This window comes from Brevibacillus sp. JNUCC-41 (assembly GCF_014844095.1).
GTDB lineage: Bacteria > Bacillota > Bacilli > Bacillales > DSM-1321 > Peribacillus > Peribacillus aracenensis.
Genome location: NZ_CP062163.1, coordinates 3337889 through 3357699 on the forward strand (window position 1 = coordinate 3337889; position 19811 = coordinate 3357699).

Here is a 19811-nt window from a genome sequence, read left to right on the forward strand (position 1 = left end):
TGTTTGTGATATAATATGTAAGCTAATACTAGTGATACGTTATACACAAACTTTTTTAGGAGTGAATTTTTTGAAATTAAGAGAAAATATTCGTAATATAGCCATCATTGCCCACGTTGACCATGGTAAAACGACGTTAGTGGATCAGTTGCTTAAACAATCTGGTACTTTCCGTGAAAATGAACATGTGGAAGAACGTGCGATGGATTCTAATGCGATTGAAAAAGAACGCGGAATCACGATTCTTGCGAAAAATACAGCAGTTCAATACCAAGATACAAGAATCAATATTTTGGATACACCTGGTCATGCCGACTTTGGTGGTGAAGTGGAACGGATCATGAAAATGGTTGATGGCGTTCTACTTGTTGTTGATGCATATGAAGGCTGTATGCCACAAACTCGCTTCGTGTTGAAAAAAGCATTGGAACAAAAGATTACACCAATCGTTGTCGTGAACAAAATCGATAAAGATTCTGCACGTCCAAATGAAGTGGTAGATGAAGTAATTGATTTATTCATCGAACTAGGAGCTGAAGAAGAACAGTTAGAGTTCCCAGTTGTCTTCACTTCAGGTATTGCTGGTACTGCAAGCTTGGATTCAGATCCTGCTAAACAAGAAAAAGACATGACCCCACTTTTCGAAACAATCGTCGAAACGATCCCAGCACCAATTGATAACTCAGATGAACCGCTTCAATTCCAAGTGGCTTTACTTGACTATAATGATTATGTAGGACGTATCGGGGTTGGCCGTGTATTCCGCGGTAAAATGCATGTAGGTCAACAAGTTTCATTAATGAAACTTGATGGGAAGGTTAAACAATTCCGAGTAACGAAAATCTTTGGTTATATTGGCTTGAAGAAAGTTGAAATCCAAGAAGCCGTTGCCGGTGATTTAATTGCCGTTTCTGGTATGGAGGATATTAACGTAGGGGAAACGGTTTGTCCGACTGAACATCCTGAAGCCCTGCCTATCCTGCGTATTGACGAGCCAACATTACAAATGACTTTCCTTGTAAATAACAGCCCATTCGCAGGTCGTGAAGGTAAATTCGTTACAGCTCGTAAAATCGAAGAGCGTTTAAGAAACCAATTACAGACGGATGTCAGCTTAAGAGTCGAAAATACTGATTCTCCGGATGTCTGGATTGTTTCAGGCCGTGGGGAGCTTCACCTTTCCATCCTGATCGAAAATATGAGACGTGAAGGTTATGAACTTCAAGTTTCTAAACCGGAAGTTATCGTTCGTTTGATTGATGGTGTCCGTTGTGAGCCAGTTGAACGTGTACAAATCGACGTACCTGAGGAGCACACTGGTTCAATCATGGAATCAATGGGAGCCCGTAAAGGTGAATTGTTGGATATGATCAATAGCGGAAGCGGCCAAGTTCGTTTACTGTTCACGATCCCAGCTCGCGGACTTATTGGATATTCAACTGAGTTCTTAACGATTACACGTGGATATGGTATCATGAACCACTCATTTGACAGCTACCAACCAATGGCACAAGGTCAAGTCGGCGGAAGACGTCAAGGTGTACTTGTTTCCATGGAATCAGGAAAAACTACACAATATGGTATTATGCAAGTAGAAGACCGTGGGGTTATTTTCGTTGAGCCAGGTACGGATATTTATGAAGGCATGATTGTCGGGGAACATAACCGTGATAGCGATTTGACTGTCAATATCGTTAAAGCGAAACAAATGACAAATATGCGTTCAGCAAATAAAGACCAAACTTCTTCCATGAAAAAACCAAGAATCATGTCACTTGAAGAAGCTCTAGAATATTTGAATGATGACGAGTACTGTGAAGTAACTCCGGATTCAATCCGTCTTCGTAAAAAAATTCTTGATAAAAACGAACGTGAAAGAGCAGCTAAAAGAAAAAAAGTTGCTGTTGAAGAAAAATAAATAGCAAGAGGAGGAGAAAAGATTGGATATCCAAGAGCGATTATCATTTTTTGCAGCATTGTACAGAGTGGATGAAAATCCTGAAGCGGGAATGTGGTATTTATATTTGACGGTCTTTGGATTATGCATCCTTGTATATCAGTTAGGTTTTGCCAAAAAGTTACCTTTGCTAAAAAATGTGGTCATTTATGTGGTAATGGCACTTGGATGTACCCTTCTTTCTTTCTTTGCGGTGTTTCTTCCTATGGGGGAAGCATTAGTCATCGCTTCGCTTGTTCTGGGGATTTATCGATTCCGTCTTCATAATTCGAGAAAAGAAGAACAGGCTTAAGATGATGAAATCATTACAAGATGCTATATACAATTGGTTGACGATCAAAGTTGTCTGTGATGCAAGGCCTGATGATACAGCAGCACGTGATACAGAAATGTTTTTCATGCAGATGCTGAAAGATGATCATCAGGTGATAATCGATTCGGTTTCAAAAACAGAACCTTTTTATTTCGTCGAGTATCTTTTGGGGGACGAAATGAAAAAGCAACGCTATCCGATTGAATTAATTGATATCATGTTAGACCAAATACAGTTGGAGCCAGAAAAGTATAAAAATATCGAGTAATGATAAAAAAGGACCGTGCGAAATGCGCACGGTCCTTTTTTATATTGCTTTGGGGAGGGAAAGTCCGTAAAAAAGATGTAAGATTGTCCACAAAAAGAAAGCTGTCAAATCAGAAGGAAGGACAGCTTCTGTTTTCGACAGCGCCGATAATGGGAAGTAAAGCATGATTGCCGGAATGATCGTGAAAAAGGCAAGTGTGTATTTGTTCCAATTCCTGAAAATCTTCAAAGGACGAAGAATATAAATGTAACTGAACGTAATTGCCAGTGAGAAAAGGAGATGGAAAAAGAACAATGTTGCCTCACTCCAGGAGACAGCCCCGATTACAGGAAGGAAATCCACATTCAATAGGAGCTTATACACTTGTTTACCGGAAAACATTTCGACCCACTTCATTATCAATCCAAGCAGAATTCCATTGATGAGACCAATCAGGGAAACTTTATAATGTATTCTACCATTCATCTTCATTTTTGATTGTCCGGTAAAGACGGAAGTTCCCGGTTGCAATCCGTTCGTTCGTACGCTCTTCTATGCGTTGGTTGCATGTATTGCACATATAGGTATGTATAGGGCGGTTGCGAAGTTTCTTAGCTTCTGGGCTATCATCAGGTATAGATTCAATTTGATCGCATATTACACATTTAACCTTCATATTAGTTGAACCTCACTTCAATTTGAATATGCTTTTAAGTATACCAATATTTTTATGGTAAAACGAGGATAAAGTGAAACTAACATATGAACGATAACGATACTTGGTTCATGGTGGATAAAGACAAAAACCCGAAGATTGACTTCGGGTTAGGAATATTCATTCTTTAAAGTGATTCGATTGATCATTTTGCTCTTTATCGAGTTCTTTTCTTTCCGTTTCATCGTCAAGTTTATTTTTTTCCTTTTCAATGCTCTTGGACGGAGTCGGGGTTAAAATATCACCAGGAACCTCAGGAATGACCCGACTTGTGATGTCAGCCAGTTCATTTAGTATCCCTGTTACCGGTTTACCGTCTTTAATGTCTCTGGCCACCTCCCTGATCCGCTCATTAATATCCGGGTCAGCGACGATGAGGGCATTTGCGCCATAAGGATCATGTTTTAAAGTTTCTCCAACTGAGTACTTTATCGTTCCGACCTGTGAACGCTCAATATCTTGGTCGATATCTATTCCGACGATGGCATATTTGCCAAGTACGACTGCGGTGGCATCGTTCACCTCAGGAATGGATTTAGCTAAACCGGTGAGTCTTTCCGCTGTTTGCTGACCTGTATTTCTGTCTGCTTCCTCAATGGTCGAGTTATTGACTTTCGTTAAATTGTTTTTCGCATTATTTTCGGACACTTCATTTTTATTATCCATTGAGCAACCTGTCATCAATAGAACAGCAGCGAGCGACAACATGAATTTTTGCAATGTGCAGCCTCCTTAACGTTTTTTGTAGGTTCCAGCCTTTCCACCAATGACCAGGTCTGATTCAGGTAAGTATTAAATGCAGCTAAACATATTGTCATCAATGTAGGGGATAGCATTTTTTGCTGGAAGTTTTCTTTATAGTCTGTAAATGTTCTTCTATCTTTATGCAAAGGAACATATATTTTATCAACAGTCTCGTCCGCTACATAACTTCTGAGTGTAGTAAATGGTAAGGCATATCCTAAAGAGCAGGCAGGAGGCGTCATATTGGGGAAAAAAATCTATGTTTTAGATACGAATGTCCTGTTGCAGGATCCGTACTCGATTTATTCATTCGAAGATAATGAAGTTGTCATTCCGGCAGTCGTATTAGAAGAATTGGATTCGAAAAAACGGTATATGGATGAAATCGGAAGAAACGCCAGGCAAGTATCGAAATTGATCGATGGCTTTCGTGAAAAAGGGAAGCTTCATCAGAGCATTCCGCTTCATAATGGAGGCAGCATAAGGATTGAACTCAACCACCGTTCATTTCATAAGCTCCAGGAAATTTTTGTGGAGAAAACGAATGATAACAGGATATTGGCAGTCGCGAAAAACTTATCCTTGGAAGAAGAGACGAAGGAAGATGGAAAAACGGTCATTTTGGTAAGTAAAGATACTCTCGTCAGGGTTAAAGCTGATGCCATCGGACTTGAGGCAGAGGACTTTTTAAATGATCGTGTCGTAGAACTGGACCATATATACGCTGGGCACAAAGAAGTGTTTGTATCGATTGATAATCTGAATAAGTTTTATGAAAAAAGTTTTCTGGGACTGGAGGAACTGACAAAGGATTCATATTATCCAAATCAATTCCTGTTGATGAAGGACACGCTGGGGAGTTCAGCTTCTGCGATTGGGATAGTGGATGAGAACTGCAGGCTAGTCAAGAAATTGATGTATGAAGGGGAACATATTTGGGGAATTAAACCGAGAAATGTCCAGCAGACGATGGCCCTTGATTTATTGCTTCGTTCGAATACCAAGCTTGTGACGCTCATCGGTAAGGCGGGGACAGGCAAGACTTTATTGGCATTGGCTACTGGATTGATGCAAACTGAAGATTTGTCACAATATAAGAAACTTCTGGTTGCCAGGCCGATTGTTCCTGTCGGTAAAGATATTGGTTATCTGCCAGGGGAAAAAGAAGAAAAATTAAGACCTTGGATGCAGCCTATTTTCGATAATCTCCAATTTTTGTTCAATACGAAAAAACCTGGGGAATTGGATGCCATTTTAGCTGGCATGAGTTCAATTGAAGTGGAAGCCCTGACCTATATCAGGGGAAGGAGCATCCCGGATCAGTTCATCATCATCGATGAAGCGCAGAACTTAACAAAACATGAGGTCAAGACCATCTTGACGAGAGTCGGGGAGCGGAGCAAAATTGTATTAATGGGGGATCCGGAGCAAATAGATCACCCTTATTTAGATGAATATAATAATGGTTTGACCTATGTGGTGGAAAAATTCAAGACGGAACGCATTGCCGGGCATGTTAAATTGATAAAAGGGGAAAGATCTGGATTGGCCCAACTCGCAGCTACGCTTTTATAATCCATCGGCAAGGGATGTCCCTTGCCGATGGCTCTGAAGTTTTCGGTGAAGAATGGACTAAGTCTTATTTAACAGTGAAAGACCGCACATTTTTTATCGGATCATTGATATTGGAAGCGTCCCCGAAATAAATTTCCATAGGGCCGCCCTCAGATATTTTAAGTGGCTTTCCATCCTTGGAAAAGCCCAGGAAAAATTCAAGTGCCGTTTCCAACGGGAATGTAAGCTCCTCATCATCGGTTGTAACGATGACTTCAGTTACCCCATTTTCTGGTTCGGCATTTTTTAAAAAAGGTTCAAAAGGGATGCCGAAAGTCCCTTCCAGCAATCTTTGCTTCTCGAACTTTCGTTCCGTTTTTATTGTGGGCGGCATTATTGCGCCTTCCTGTATTTCTTTTTGCCAATGTTTGGAGGCGGCAATCGTATATTCTTCTAATTCATTGACTTGGACTCTTTCAGCGTGGAAATATGTATCAATTTCAACTTTACGGTCGTCAAAAATCCATACTCCAGGATCTAGGGTAATTGGATATTTCACTTTTCCGTTTATAAATACGATAGGTTCCAAATATCTCATTCCTTTCTGTTGCTCTTTAATGATTATAATCAATTATAATTGAAATGTCACATCTACACGATGGTGAACAATTTCCATGGCTTGATATATTCATTTGAGGGGTGGGAGTGATATCCCGATGGCAAATTGTTTGTCAATGTCCTTGCTTTTTCACAAAACTAAAGGTAGAATTTAGAGATAAGATTTAATCGCTCTGAGCGGGGGGATTTAACATGGCATCTGATATGCTTGTCAATCATCGAGAAAAAGCTTATGCTTTATTAAAAGCAGATGCTGACAAGATTCTAAAACTGATAAAAGTTCAAATGGAAAATCTCACTATGCCTCAATGTCCTTTATATGAAGAGGTACTTGATACACAAATGTTCGGCCTATCAAGAGAAATTGATTTTGCCGTACGCTTAGGTTTGGTAGAGGAAACCGAAGGTAAATCCCTTTTGGAGGCCCTTGAACAAGAATTGTCAGTTTTGCATGAAGCATCATTAAAAAAATAATAGATAAAACATACTAACTCAAACAAATCTCGATGATTGTTTGAGTTTTTTATTTATGTACATAATTAATTGATAGTGTTATACTATATTCAATAGTGACATACTAATTAATCCGTAGAAGTTCAATTGTGTTTTTTTATTTTTGTTTTTATTATTTTTTGAATTTTCAATGTAATGTTTAATGGTTATATTCAGATTTCAAATTTCTCTATCAATCATTAAATATGTGGGATTTTTTTAATCGAATGCCGTTGATTAACAATGGGACGTTAGTCGGAAAGGCAGAGCTAATTCCTTGTTTTTATATACGAATATATGTAATTTTTTATTTTTTTATTGTATTCAGTTAATTTTAGTATTATGGTTATATTAATTGAATGTTAAGTCAAATCGATAATATATTATTATAGCTAAATTTTCATTTGCTAATGGTGTAAGGCTCTTTTTAGTCTCTATAGGATGTAAAAAACGAAAATATAAAATATATCGAAATAATTACATCCGCGATAAAATGAGCTTGATCAGGATGGTCTCCTTGGTTGGGATATAAATTCTTGAATAAAAAGTGGTGAAAGTCTTTCACGCTTTTTTTCTATATATTCAATAAAAATACATATTGATTAGGGTGGTAGCAATGGGGAAACGTATAGAAAAAGTACTTGCGGCAAATCGTGGAGAAATAGCGATACGGATTTTTCGGGCATGTACGGAATTAGACATTCACACAGTTGCAATCTATTCAAAGGAAGATTATGGTTCTTATCACCGATATAAAGCGGATGAGGCATATTTGGTTGGGGAAGGCAAAAAACCGATTGATGCATACCTGGATATTGAAGGCATAATTGCGATCGCCAAAATGAGCGGAGTCGATGCGATTCATCCCGGTTATGGTTTTCTTTCAGAAAATATTGAATTTGCGAAACGCTGTGAGGAAGAAGGCATAATCTTCATCGGACCAGAATCAAGACACCTAGATATGTTTGGTGACAAAGTAAAAGCCAGAACACAAGCTGAACTGGCTGATATTCCGGTTATCCCTGGTAGCGATGGACCGGTGACCAGTGTTGAAGAAGTAAAGGAATTTGGTGAACAATACGGCTTTCCAATTATCATAAAAGCCTCTTTAGGCGGCGGCGGGCGCGGAATGCGGATTGTCGAAAAAATCGAAGAAGTTGAAGAGGCTTATGATCGCGCAAAATCAGAAGCTAAAGCAGCTTTTGGTAATGATGAAGTCTATGTAGAGAGATTCATTCAAAACCCGAAGCATATAGAAGTTCAGATTTTGGCTGATACTCATGGAAATATCGTCCATTTATATGAACGTGACTGTTCCGTTCAGAGACGGCATCAAAAAGTTGTGGAAGTGGCACCTTCCGTTTCCCTTTCCGAGGATTTAAGGGAAAGGATTTGTGAGGCAGCCGTCAAGTTGGCAAAAAATATTGATTATGTAAACGCCGGTACGGTCGAATTCCTTGTCGCAAATGGCGAATTTTACTTTATTGAAGTCAATCCACGGGTCCAGGTTGAGCATACCATTACTGAAATGATTACGGGCATTGATATCGTTCAATCCCAAATAATGGTAGCGGAAGGGCATGAACTCCATGGCAAAAAGATCGGGATTCCCGAACAGTCAGGAATCAAAACACATGGATATGCGATTCAATCACGGGTGACGACTGAGGATCCATTGAATAATTTCATGCCTGATACCGGGAAAATGATGGTTTACCGTTCCGGTGGGGGGTTCGGTGTTCGTCTGGACGCTGGTAATGGGTTCCAAGGTGCGGTCATCACACCATATTATGATTCACTTCTCGTTAAACTTTCAACACATGCGCTTTCATTTGAACAGGCTGCATCAAAAATGGTGCGTAACCTAAAGGAATTCAGGATTCGTGGAATCAAAACGAATATTCCATTCCTTGAAAATGTTGTAAAACATGAGAATTTCATTAATGGTGAATACGATACTTCCTTTATTGATTCAACACCGGAACTATTTACGTTCCCGGTCCGAAAAGACCGTGGGACAAAAATGCTTTCATATATCGGAAATGTGACCGTGAATGGATTCCCGGGAGTAGAGAAAAAGAAAAAACCTGTTTTTGATCCAGCTCCAATTCCGAATGTTGATGGCCTGCCGCTTATCTCGGGTACAAAAAATATACTTGAAGAGCAAGGTGCAGAGGGACTGGTCAATTGGATCAAAGAACAGAAAGAGGTATTGATCACCGATACGACTTTCCGCGATGCACATCAATCTTTACTTGCGACGAGAATCAGGTCGAAAGATATCCTTGATATCGCTGAGCCTACAGCAAAACTACTTCCTGATTTATTTTCAATGGAAATGTGGGGCGGGGCAACTTTTGATGTCGCATATCGATTCTTGAAAGAAGATCCATGGGACAGGCTGATCAGTTTCAGGAAAAAAGCACCTAATGTCCTATTACAAATGCTTTTAAGGGCTTCAAATGCAGTTGGTTATAAAAATTACCCTGATAATGTCATTCGTGAATTCGTAGAGAAATCAGCGGGTGCAGGCATTGATGTTTTCCGTATCTTCGACAGTTTAAATTGGGTTAAAGGGATGGAATTGGCCATTGATGCAGTTCGTCAATCCGGCAAAATTGCGGAAGCGGCCATTTGTTATACAGGGGATTTGAATGATCCATCACGCAGCAAGTATAATATCGACTACTATAAAAATATGGCCGTGGAATTAGAACATGCCGGTGCCCATATTTTAGCGATCAAGGATATGGCAGGCCTCTTGAAACCTGATGCTGCTTACCGCCTTGTATCGGAACTGAAAGAAACGACATCACTTCCGATCCATCTGCATACTCATGATACAAGCGGAAATGGAATTTACATGTATTCGAAAGCGATCGAAGCTGGTGTGGATATCGTTGATACGGCGATTGGTTCTTTAGCTGGACTGACTTCGCAGCCAAGTGTACAAACACTTCATTATGCGCTGGAGGGGTCAAGCAGACAGCCTAAATTGAAAGTCGATTCACTAGAGCGTTTAGGAGAATATTGGGGAGAGGTCAGGAAATTCTATCATGACTTCGAAAGCGGCATGAATGCTCCTCATACCGAAGTATACAAACACGAAATGCCGGGCGGTCAATATAGCAATTTACAGCAGCAAGCCAAAGCAGTGGGGTTGGGGGACCGCTGGCATGAAGTTAAAGAAATGTACCAGCGTGTCAATGTAATGTTCGGAGATATCGTTAAAGTAACTCCTTCATCCAAAGTTGTTGGGGACATGGCTTTATTCATGGTACAAAATAACCTGTCTGAAGAAGATGTTCTGACAAAAGGCAAATCCATCGATTTCCCTGATTCAGTCATAGAGTTATTCGAAGGCTATCTAGGTCAGCCAGTTGGAGGATTCCCTAAAGAGCTTCAGGAAGTTATCCTGAAAGGGAAGAAACCTATAACAGTAAGACCGGGTGAATTATTGGAAGAAGTGGATTTTGCAGCTCTTAAAGAAGAATTATTCAAGGAATTGGGACGTGCAGTCACTGATTTCGATGTGCTTGCATATGCCCTATATCCAAAAGTATTCTTGGACTACAATAAAACGATTGAGCTATTTGGTGATGTTTCCAACCTCGATACCGCAACTTTCTTATATGGCTTGAGACTGGGGGAAGAGATCGAAGTTGAAATTGAAAAGGGTAAAACGCTCATCGTAAAATTGGTTTCAATCGGTCAGCCATTGGCTGATGGAACACGGGTTGTGTATTTTGAGTTGAATGGTCAATCACGTGAAGTGATCATCAAGGATGAAAACATTAAATCTTCCGTTGTATCAAAAATAAAAGCTGACCCTAAAAATAAAGAACAACTCGGTGCGACAATGCCAGGTACGGTTATTCGTGTAGTGGTCGAGAAAGGCGATCAGGTCAAGCAGGGGGATCACCTGATCATTACGGAAGCGATGAAAATGGAAACTACCGTTCAAGCACCATTCTCCGGGACCATCAAGGATATTTATGTAAAAGATGGAGAAGCGATCAGTACTGGAGACTTATTGATTGAAATAACCAAGTAATATCGCTGCCTGTGACCTTGTGAATGATTTGGGGTATATGGGGTAGGCTTGAGGTTTTAAGCTGCCCTATACCCTCATTTTAGGCAGTGTACGGTCATTGATCTTCACTATAAGATAAACCAAAACCACCATTCCCGGGAATGGTGGTTTTGGTTTATCTTAATTATATTATTGATTGAACAATCAGACATTAACGGGCGGGTACCGTTGGCGTTATATCCTGTTCCTCCTGACCTTTGACAGAGTGCGCGGAGTTCCTTTTTTGCTTGGCCAGGGCATTTTTTTTGCTTCTCGATGTCAATAGCATCAAATAGCTCATTACACCAAAAAAGCAGGCAATGAATAATGCATGTGTAAGTGCGATATATAAGTTTTGCCTTGAGAAAATGATAAAAGCTCCAGCGGTAACTTGTAAAAATACGAGAATGAATGCAGCAATCCAACCGCCATATAACACTTTTTGATTTTTGTAATGTTTTTTTGCAATATAAGCCACATATGATACCCAAATGAAAATAGCGCCTGCCATTGCACGGTGCCCCATCTGAATCCATTCATAAAGGTTGGAGGGGAGTGCAAGACTGTCATTTACGCATAAAGGCCAATCCTTACAGATAAGACTTGATTCTGTATGCCTTACAAGGGCACCTGTATATACGACCACCAGACAAAAAATCAATACGCCAATAATATGGAATTTCATTCGTTTGTCAACGATAAGTCTTTCTGCTTCGAACTTCTTGTCCACTTCAAAAATCAACAGTGTCAGTAAAAAGACGGCAGCAAAAGAAATGAGCGATATGCCAAAATGAAGGGCAAGGACGAAATCGGATTGTGACCAAATGACGGCAGCGGCTCCGATCAATCCTTGGAGTAACAGAAAACCAAAAGAAAGGACGGATAAGAAACGTGCTTCACGGATATGGCCGATTTTTTTCCAAGACATATACGATAATATTAAAACAAGGAAACCTCCAGCACCTGAAACGAGTCGATGGGAAAGCTCAATGACCAATTCAATCGTGATTTTGTCAGGGATCAATTGGCCATTGCACAATGGCCAGGACCTGCCGCATCCCATGCCGGAATCCGTCTTCGTGACTAAAGCTCCACCAAGTAAGATGAAAAGCATTACAACCGTTGTTAAAACAGCAAACCATTTAAGAGACGATTTCACTAGTAGCCCCACCTTTTTCTATGTAGCAATTTAGGGTTATTCCATAAAATTAATAATAGCATAAGGTTTTTCATAATATTTGTCGAACTTCCTCGATATTACACAAAATAGAATGATTTTACAAGTTCAGTTAATATTATAACTATTAATTAAAATGCCTGAAATAGTTGAAAGTTACATAAGACTTTGATAGAAATAAAGGGAGTGTAAACCTTCAAGCAGGAGCAAAATAGGGAATAAGCCTAGGGGATGATGATAATAGCATAATATTCAAGTTCTTGATGAACATCATACAAGAGAAGTAAATTATTGAGACACAAATTGGTCAAAAAATAACCGAAATATTTTCACAAAAGCTTCCAAAAATGTGTTTTAATATATTGAAGAAATGATTTTACTAAATTTTACTGTTAATAAGCATGATATTAAGAATGATAGCTCTCGATGGATTCCATTGACAACGGTCATTGGTAAATAATTTACTTTTTGTTTACGCTTCCTTGGTTACAAATATCAAAAAGTATGAAATAATGTTCTATAGCATATGTAACGTTTTTTTGCATTTGCGTCTGTTTTGAATGATTTAAAGGAGGAAAACAAATGTCAGAAACAAGGGGTTTGTCAGAAGCTGTCATGGAGGACAGTAAAGCCGCCCTTCAATCGGATATACCTGAAACAACAGCTTGGAAGGATTTTCTCGCACTTATAAAAGTGGGGATTGTCAATTCAAATATAATTACAGCTTTTACCGGCGTGTGGTTAGCTCTTCATTTTTCGGGGCTTAGCTTCTTAAGCAATCTAGATGTAGTGTTTTATACACTTGCAGGTTCGGCGCTCATAATGGCGGGATCTTGCAGTTTCAATAATTATTATGACCGTGATATCGATCATTTAATGGAAAGAACGAAAAACCGTCCAACGGTAACTGGGAAAGTACAGCCTTCAAAGGTATTGGCATTAAGTTTCGGTTTAATTGCTGCAGGGCTGATTTTACTTGCTTTGACTAATATGACAACTGCCATACTAGGAGCATTCGGCGTCTTCGCCTATGTTGTTTTATATACTATGGTTTTCAAACGTAGATTTGTCTCGAATACGATTATAGGCAGTATATCGGGAGCGGTGCCTCCACTTATCGGGTGGGCTGCAGTCGACCCGGGCCTTGATAAGATCGCCTGGGTCCTGTTCGCGATCATGTTCTTGTGGCAGCCTCCTCATTTTTATGCACTTGCAATGAGGCGTGTCGAAGAATATCGTGCAGCTGGAGTACCCATGCTTCCGGTAGTAAAAGGGTTCAAGGCGGCAAAAAGATCGATTATGCTATGGATCATCTGTTTAATGTTCATTCCTTTCTTTTTAACTCCATTAGGAACCCCGCTAGTTATTCTTGCTGCATTATTGAGCACGGGTTGGCTTGTTTTGGGGATTAAGGGGTATAAAAAGAAAGATGATGTTAAATGGGCAACATCCATGTTTGTATATTCTTTAAATTATATGACCATTTTATTTGTAGCGATGGTTATTGTCACTCTCATCTAGTTTTGGTTTAAATAAGCTGGCGGCCTGTTCCTTTACAGGCTCCAGCTTACTGATAAATAATGCACTGACCGCCATTCATACATATTAACGTAACCAACAGGGTCATACATAAGAGCGGTTACATGAGTCATCGTAATAATTCCTTAAATTAGGGATTCTTTCTTTTTTAGAAATTTACATAGAGAGAATATTCGCAATTGCGCCCATTTTTATTTTTGTGAGAAAATTTTGACGAAAGAGGGGTTTCTGAAGCTATGAAAAAAAGGCTGCACAAATGGCGCCTGATTGCTCTGCTGGGTATTGTAGGACTTGTACTTTCGGGCTGCGGCGAACCATTTCTATCCGCGCTGAAGCCAGCAGGCAATGTTGCGCAATCTCAGTTTGACTTACTGATATTGAGTACACTAATCATGGTTCTGGTAATTATTGTTGTGATTATTTTGTTCGTTGTAGTTTTACTGCGCTTCCGTCGGAAGAAAGGCGACGAAACAATACCGAAACAAATTGAAGGAAGTCATAAACTTGAAATTATCTGGACTGTTATTCCTATCCTTCTTTTAATTGTTCTGGCTGTTCCGACCGTCGTCACTACATTCGACTTAGCTGACACAAAGGCAATGGATAAGAAAGATAAGGATGGAAAAACGAAGGATGCTCTTGTTGTGAATGTTAGGGCAAATCTTTATTGGTGGGAGTTTGAATATCCTGACCTTGGCGTTGTCACAAGTCAGGATTTGGTTGTGCCTACCGATCAAAAAGTATACTTCAATCTAACTGCTTCTGATGTTAAGCATTCATTCTGGATACCGGCTGCCGGAGGAAAGATGGATACAAATACAGATGGAGTCAATCAGTTTTTCTTAGAATTCGATAGTGAAAAGGCAGAAGATTCGAACAACTTATTTTACGGGAAATGTGCTGAACTTTGCGGTCCTTCCCATGCTTTGATGGATTTTAAGGTCGTACCGAAGTCTAAAAGCGATTTTGAAGCGTGGACTAAAGATATGAAAGCCGCGAAGGAGCCTGTCGTTGCAGGTGATCTAGCCAAACAGGGTGAAGATGTCTTTAATCAAAGCTGTATAGGCTGCCATGCGGTGACTCCAAATGACAGCAGGCCTGAAGCAGCTCGTCAGGCTCCGAATCTGGCTACATTCGGTGAGCGTCAAAAAGTAGCTGGCGTATTGGATCATACGGAAGAGAATGTAAAAAAATGGATCAAGGATCCTGAGAAGTATAAACCGGGCAACACGATGACCGGTACTTACGGCGAACTTTCAGATTCAGATATTAATGCACTGGCAGCTTATCTATTGGAGCTTAAGGTGGAAGACAAATAGAACATTGATTAAGGAGGTTAAATCGTGAGTACGTACGCTAATAAAAAAGGATTTGGCGCTACTATTTGGGATTATCTGACGACCGTAGACCATAAGAAAATCGCCATTTTATATCTTATCTCTGGCGGGTTATTCTTTGTAATCGGCGGTTTGGAAGCGATGTTTATCCGTATCCAGCTAGCAATCCCAAACAATGATTTCGTAAGTGCCGGATTTTATAATGAAATTTTGACCATGCACGGTACGACAATGATATTTCTGGCGGCCATGCCATTAGTGTTTGCTGTAATGAATGCGGTTGTACCATTACAGATAGGGGCACGTGATGTTGCGTTCCCATTTTTGAACTCGTTAGGTTTTTGGTTGTTTTTCTTTGGGGGAATCTTTCTGAATCTTTCATGGTTTTTAGGAGGGGCTCCAGATGCAGGCTGGACATCGTATGCATCGCTTTCCTTGCATTCCGAAGGTCATGGCATTGATTTTTACGTCCTCGGATTACAAATATCAGGTTTTGGAACACTAATTGCAGGGATCAATTTCCTTGTAACCATTATTAATATGCGTACGCCTGGTATGACATATATGCGTATGCCGCTGTTTACCTGGTCAACTTTCGTCGTTTCTGCATTGATTTTATTCGCTTTTCCTCCGCTTACCGTGGGATTGGTGTTAATGATGTTCGATCGGATGTTTGGCGCGAATTTCTTTGATGTAGCGGCTGGGGGAAATACGATTATTTGGGAGCATTTATTCTGGATATTCGGTCATCCGGAAGTTTATATCCTGATTCTTCCGGCGTTCGGTATTTTTTCCGAAATTTTCGCTACATTCTCCAGAAAAAGATTGTTTGGTTATTCATCGATGGTCTTTGCAACCGTTTTAATCGGTTTCTTAGGTTTCATGGTTTGGGCGCATCATATGTTTACCACTGGTCTAGGTCCGATCGCAAATGCAATCTTTGCGGTGGCGACAATGGCTATCGCTGTACCGACAGGTATTAAGATATTCAACTGGATTTTTACGATGTGGGGAGGAAGCGTCAAGTTCACGGTTCCGATGCTTTATGCAGTTGCCTTTATCCCTACATTTACAATGGGTGGCGTGACAGGTATCATGCTCGCTTCTGCACCTGCTGATTATCAATACCATGATAGTTATTTCGTTGTTGCTCATTTCCACTATGTAATCGTCGGTGGGGTTGTATTAGGCTTACTGGCTGGAATCAATTTCTATTGGCCGAAGATGTTTGGGACGATGTTAAGCGAAAAATTGGGTCAAATCACATTTTGGACGTTCTTGATTGGTTTCCATTTAACGTTCTTCATTCAACATTTCTTAGGTTTGATGGGGATGCCGCGCCGGGTATTCACGTTCTTGGACAATCAAGGACTCAATACAGGTAATATGATTAGTACTGTTGGAGCCTTTTTGATGGCATTTGGTGTCTTGGTTATGGTCATCAATATCATCATTACATCTGTGAAGAATGAAAAAGTCGGCAATGATCCTTGGGGAGATGGCCGTACGCTGGAATGGGCCATTCCATCACCACCGCCTTTTTATAATTTTAAACAACTGCCGCTAGTCCGCGGATTAGATCCTTACTGGGTTGAAAAAATGGAAGGGAAAAAGGAAATGACTCCTGCAGAACCACTTGGGGATATCCATATGCCCAATTCATCCATTCTTCCTTTAACGATTGCTTCCGGTTTATTTATCGCCGCATTCGGTGCTTTATACCATATGGATGATAAGTCATGGACCCTGCCTATAATGATAGTAGGACTTTTGGTAACATTTGGTTCAATGTTTATCCGTTCCGTTAAAGACGATCATGGGTACCATATTCATAAAGAAGACCTTATGGACGATAAAGACAAGGGAGGTAAGGCATAATGCAGACAGATGAAAGATTCACGGATGCTACCTGGCCTGCTTCTCCCGAGAAAGCGACTTTAGAAGGTAAAAATAAATATTTAGGATTCTGGTTGTTTCTTGGTGGAGAGACGGTATTATTCGCCTCATTATTTGCAACTTACCTAGCATTGAAGGATAAAGTTCCAAATGGTGATGCAGCCCTAGCTAAAGATTTATTCGAATTACCACTTACGTTTGTGGCAACCATGCTGTTATTGACCAGTTCATTGACTAGTGTGTATGCGATGTACCATATGAAAAATAACCACTTCAAACAAATGCAGGCTTGGCTTGTCATTACGGTTGCACTTGGTTTAGGTTTTCTTGGACTCGAGATTTATGAATTTAATCACTATGTTCATGAATTCCATCATACATTTACGAGCAGTGCCTTCGGCTCCGCGTTTTATACGTTAGTTGGTTTTCACGGAGGACACGTTGCATTCGGTTTGGTTTGGATCATATCTCTTATGGTACGTAATGCAGGAAGGGGCTTGAATTTATATAACGCTCCTAAATTTTATGTTGCGAGTCTTTATTGGCATTTCATTGACGTAGTCTGGGTGTTTATCTTTACTGTCGTATACTTAATGGGAATGGTGGGATAACTGATGGCGAATGAACAATCAAATTCAGCGAACCCGAATGTCGATTTAAAATATCGCCGTAAGAAAAATGCTGAAGAGATGAAACACCAAGTGATATCATTTACACTTATGATTTTCTTTACATTACTTGCTTTTGCTGCAGTAGGAATTGAGGGCTTTTCACATTGGTTCATTAAACCAGTCATTTTGCTGCTGGCAGTTGTACAAGTGATTTTCCAATTGTATTATTTCATGCACATGAAGCATAAAGGGCATGGCACTATTGCATTGTTCTTATTTTCCGGCCTTGCAGTCGGCCTGATAACTGTCCTTGTGTTCACAACGATTGTTTGGTTATAAACCATAAAGAAAATCGGCTATTGAATGATAGCCGGTTTTTCTTTATGGGGTGATTTTCCAGAAAAACAATCCAAGTTTATCTATATTTGTTACAATGTTTCATTTTAGGTATAATAAAAGTAAGAAAAAGTTTATGAACGAGGTGATTTTTTTGTCTATTGATATTTTCGGATTTCGAGCTTTGTGGAGTCCTTATTATTTTGCCGCCCTCGTACTTATAACCGTAGGATATTTTTGGCTGGTGACAAAAAAAGGGGGGAAGTTTCCGGGCAGTTCATCGCTTTCCGTCAAACAGGCAACTTATTTTTTGACAGCCATGTTCCTTCTTTATGTGGTAAAGGGTTCGCCACTGGATCTATTAAGCCACATTATGTTCAGTGCGCACATGTTTCAAATGGCATTGCTCTATCTTGTGATTCCGCCTTTATTTATCATTGCGATTCCGGATTGGCTTTTGAGAACTTTCATAAATTCAAGGGGAGTGAAGGCGTTATTTCAATTTTTCACGAGACCTCTTGTCGCCCTTTTACTATTTAATGTTCTTTTTTCGTTGTACCATATCCCGTTAGTGTTTGACTATATCAAAACGGGGATGTGGATACATGCCGGATACACGGTGCTTTTATTTACTACTGCAGTTTTGATGTGGTTCCCGCTTGTCAATCAATTGCCGGAGCACGAAAGTCTAACGGGTGTAAAAAAAGTAGCTTATATTTTCGGCAGTGGCATTTTAATGACTCCAGCTTGCGCTTTAATCATTTTTGCTAATGATCCGATGTATGATACGTTTACCAATGCGGAATCTTGGGCAAGTGCCATGGAACTTTGCGTTCCCGCCTCAGCACTGTCAAGTTTGACACTCAGTGGTCCAGAAATGTTCAATGGACTGCCATTGCTTGAGGATCAACAGCTTGGTGGGGTTTTGATGAAGGTGATCCAAGAAATCGTTTTAGGCTATGTTTTGGGTGTCATTTTCTTTGCTTGGTTCAAAAAGGAGAATGGCGGCCAAAATGATATCGATCCGATACCTTCGGATCTTCAGACTGTAAAATAATTGTACGATAAAAAAGACTTGTCTTGGGGCGGACAAGTCTTTTATCTGCCTTTGCCTGCTTTTCGATATAAACCAAATAGCCAGAGAATTGACTTGCCTATTCTATAAAAGTGAGCATTCTGTTAATAATCCTTGATTTTATTGAATTTTATGATTGCCTCTTATAAAATGGTAGTTGATTAATAAATATAGAGAGGACTACAATTCATATGTCTTTACCAATCCTTCCAACGATAAGTACAGCCTTCATTGTATTAAGTGCCATCACTGTTGCAATAGGCTGGTATCAAATTAAACAACGCAAAATCGAGACCCATAAAAAAACCATGATGGCAGCTGCGGTTTTTGCGGTAATCTTTTTCACTATATATCTTTCCCGGACGGTATTCATTGGTAGTACGTCATTTGGCGGACCCGCTGACATTAAAATTTATTATACGATTTTTTTGATTTTCCATATAACTCTTGCTACAACTGGAGCTGTTTTGGGGATCATCATGCTTACCACTGGGTTTAAAGGTAAATTCGCCATCCATAAAAAAATCGGGCCTGCGACAAGCATCATTTGGTTTTTCACCGGGATTACTGGAGTAGCTGTTTACATCCTGCTTTATGTCATTTATCATGGCGGAGAAACAACATCTTTAATAAAGGCGATCCTAGGATTTTAAAATAACGAAAAAGCCTGGTGCAATAAAAGCATCAGGCTTTTGTAATGCCTATAAAAAAAGAGAGCATCACGTATGATCCTCTCACTTTGTACCTGCTTTTCACTAACGGCTTTTACAGGCCGTTGAATTGTGTAAGCTCTTCTTTGATTTGAGCGAGGATTTTTTCACTTTGTTTAACTAGTGATGCAGGGAAATCCTCTCCTTCACCATATTCAACTCCGTGTGGATAATAGTGTTTTCCTAATAGAGGAACCATTAGTTTGATGACGGCCCTGTGAGCGCCTACATCGCCCTCTGTAGCATAGCCAAGTATTCTCAGGTAAAACGTGCCTTCTTTTAAGTCGAACTTACGATCGTAACTGACTCTTTCGTAATCCCATTGTTCTGCACGTATTAAACCATATTGCGGCATTAGGTCATCTAATCGGTTTAAGTCGGCTGTGATGTTTTCGATTCCAAAGCTTTCAAATTTCAC

19 protein-coding genes are annotated in these 19811 nt (G+C 39.9%); 13 read left to right on the forward strand and 6 right to left on the reverse strand.

The annotated features are described in order from the left end of the window. Nucleotides 1-70: 70 nt before the first annotated feature. Genes typA through JNUCC41_RS16285 form a run of 3 tightly spaced genes read left to right on the forward strand, consistent with a single transcriptional unit; the run spans nucleotide 71 to nucleotide 2538 of the window. Nucleotides 71-1918, forward strand: a complete 1848-nt coding sequence (typA, locus tag JNUCC41_RS16275) for a translational GTPase TypA (RefSeq protein ID WP_192203931.1) — start codon at nucleotides 71-73, stop codon at nucleotides 1916-1918. A 22-nt stretch (nucleotides 1919-1940) separates the two neighbouring features. Then, nucleotides 1941-2249, forward strand: a complete 309-nt coding sequence (locus JNUCC41_RS16280; protein WP_192203932.1) for a YlaH-like family protein — start codon at nucleotides 1941-1943, stop codon at nucleotides 2247-2249. 4 nt (nucleotides 2250-2253) lie between these two features. After that, entirely contained in the window at nucleotides 2254-2538 is a 285-nt protein-coding gene (locus tag JNUCC41_RS16285; protein WP_192208193.1) for a hypothetical protein, read from the forward strand. Between the two features lie 39 nt (nucleotides 2539-2577). On the opposite strand, the gene JNUCC41_RS16290 is transcribed toward JNUCC41_RS16285, so the two are convergent. From JNUCC41_RS16290 to JNUCC41_RS16300, 3 genes are all read right to left on the reverse strand, one after another. Then, on the reverse strand, nucleotides 2578-3009 hold the full coding sequence (locus JNUCC41_RS16290) for a hypothetical protein (RefSeq protein WP_192203933.1): 432 nt from the start codon (nucleotides 3007-3009) through the stop codon (nucleotides 2578-2580). Further along, nucleotides 2993-3193, reverse strand: a complete 201-nt coding sequence (locus tag JNUCC41_RS16295) for a YlaI family protein (RefSeq protein WP_072272690.1) — start codon at nucleotides 3191-3193, stop codon at nucleotides 2993-2995. Before JNUCC41_RS16295 ends, JNUCC41_RS16290 begins: the two co-directional genes overlap by 17 nt. A 159-nt stretch (nucleotides 3194-3352) precedes the next feature. Then, complete coding sequence (locus JNUCC41_RS16300) at nucleotides 3353-3952, reverse strand: YhcN/YlaJ family sporulation lipoprotein (protein ID WP_228467351.1); 600 nt, start codon at nucleotides 3950-3952, stop codon at nucleotides 3353-3355. Between the two features lie 267 nt (nucleotides 3953-4219). On the opposite strand from JNUCC41_RS16300, the gene JNUCC41_RS16305 reads away from it, so the two are divergent. Next, nucleotides 4220-5551: a PhoH family protein gene (locus JNUCC41_RS16305; protein ID WP_192203934.1), complete on the forward strand. Its 1332-nt coding sequence runs from the start codon at nucleotides 4220-4222 to the stop codon at nucleotides 5549-5551. 64 nt (nucleotides 5552-5615) lie between these two features. On the opposite strand, the gene JNUCC41_RS16310 is transcribed toward JNUCC41_RS16305, so the two are convergent. Then, nucleotides 5616-6119 (reverse strand): hypothetical protein, encoded by a 504-nt coding sequence (locus JNUCC41_RS16310; protein WP_076366738.1) that lies wholly within the window; start codon nucleotides 6117-6119, stop codon nucleotides 5616-5618. 221 nt (nucleotides 6120-6340) lie between these two features. Here JNUCC41_RS16310 and JNUCC41_RS16315 point away from each other — a divergent pair, with 221 nt between their 5' ends. Continuing rightward, nucleotides 6341-6622, forward strand: a complete 282-nt coding sequence (locus JNUCC41_RS16315) for an Fpa/YlaN family protein (RefSeq protein WP_098371113.1) — start codon at nucleotides 6341-6343, stop codon at nucleotides 6620-6622. A 634-nt stretch (nucleotides 6623-7256) separates the two neighbouring features. Then, complete coding sequence (pyc, locus tag JNUCC41_RS16320) at nucleotides 7257-10694, forward strand: pyruvate carboxylase (protein WP_192203935.1); 3438 nt, start codon at nucleotides 7257-7259, stop codon at nucleotides 10692-10694. Between the two features lie 190 nt (nucleotides 10695-10884). Here the strand turns inward: pyc and JNUCC41_RS16325 are convergent, their stop codons facing one another. Next, nucleotides 10885-11871 (reverse strand): COX15/CtaA family protein, encoded by a 987-nt coding sequence (locus JNUCC41_RS16325; RefSeq protein WP_192203936.1) that lies wholly within the window; start codon nucleotides 11869-11871, stop codon nucleotides 10885-10887. Between the two features lie 600 nt (nucleotides 11872-12471). Between JNUCC41_RS16325 and cyoE the strand changes: the two genes are divergently transcribed. The 7 genes from cyoE (at nucleotide 12472) to JNUCC41_RS16360 (ending at nucleotide 19336) form a co-directional block, all read left to right on the forward strand. Next, nucleotides 12472-13410 (forward strand): heme o synthase, encoded by a 939-nt coding sequence (cyoE, locus tag JNUCC41_RS16330; protein ID WP_192203937.1) that lies wholly within the window; start codon nucleotides 12472-12474, stop codon nucleotides 13408-13410. Between the two features lie 254 nt (nucleotides 13411-13664). Further along, complete coding sequence (gene coxB / locus JNUCC41_RS16335) at nucleotides 13665-14747, forward strand: cytochrome c oxidase subunit II (RefSeq protein ID WP_192203938.1); 1083 nt, start codon at nucleotides 13665-13667, stop codon at nucleotides 14745-14747. A 24-nt stretch (nucleotides 14748-14771) separates the two neighbouring features. Beyond that, nucleotides 14772-16643 carry a cytochrome c oxidase subunit I gene (gene ctaD, locus JNUCC41_RS16340; protein WP_192203939.1) on the forward strand — a complete coding sequence of 624 codons (1872 nt, stop codon included), beginning with the start codon at nucleotides 14772-14774 and terminating at the stop codon, nucleotides 16641-16643. Then, nucleotides 16643-17272 carry a cytochrome (ubi)quinol oxidase subunit III gene (locus JNUCC41_RS16345; protein WP_192203940.1) on the forward strand — a complete coding sequence of 210 codons (630 nt, stop codon included), beginning with the start codon at nucleotides 16643-16645 and terminating at the stop codon, nucleotides 17270-17272. The genes ctaD and JNUCC41_RS16345 overlap by 1 nt, the downstream gene beginning before the upstream one ends. A gap of 3 nt (nucleotides 17273-17275) precedes the next feature. Then, entirely contained in the window at nucleotides 17276-17611 is a 336-nt protein-coding gene (gene ctaF, locus JNUCC41_RS16350) for a cytochrome c oxidase subunit IVB (RefSeq protein WP_048684534.1), read from the forward strand. Nucleotides 17612-17753: 142 nt separating this feature from the next. Beyond that, entirely contained in the window at nucleotides 17754-18665 is a 912-nt protein-coding gene (ctaG, locus tag JNUCC41_RS16355; protein WP_342615807.1) for a cytochrome c oxidase assembly factor CtaG, read from the forward strand. A 209-nt stretch (nucleotides 18666-18874) separates the two neighbouring features. Further along, nucleotides 18875-19336 (forward strand): DUF420 domain-containing protein, encoded by a 462-nt coding sequence (locus tag JNUCC41_RS16360; protein WP_179891037.1) that lies wholly within the window; start codon nucleotides 18875-18877, stop codon nucleotides 19334-19336. Nucleotides 19337-19448: 112 nt separating this feature from the next. Here the strand turns inward: JNUCC41_RS16360 and JNUCC41_RS16365 are convergent, their stop codons facing one another. Continuing rightward, the gene (locus JNUCC41_RS16365) at nucleotides 19449-19811 is read right to left on the reverse strand and encodes a YugN family protein (protein ID WP_076366720.1); all 363 of its coding nucleotides are present in this window, start codon (nucleotides 19809-19811) and stop codon (nucleotides 19449-19451) included.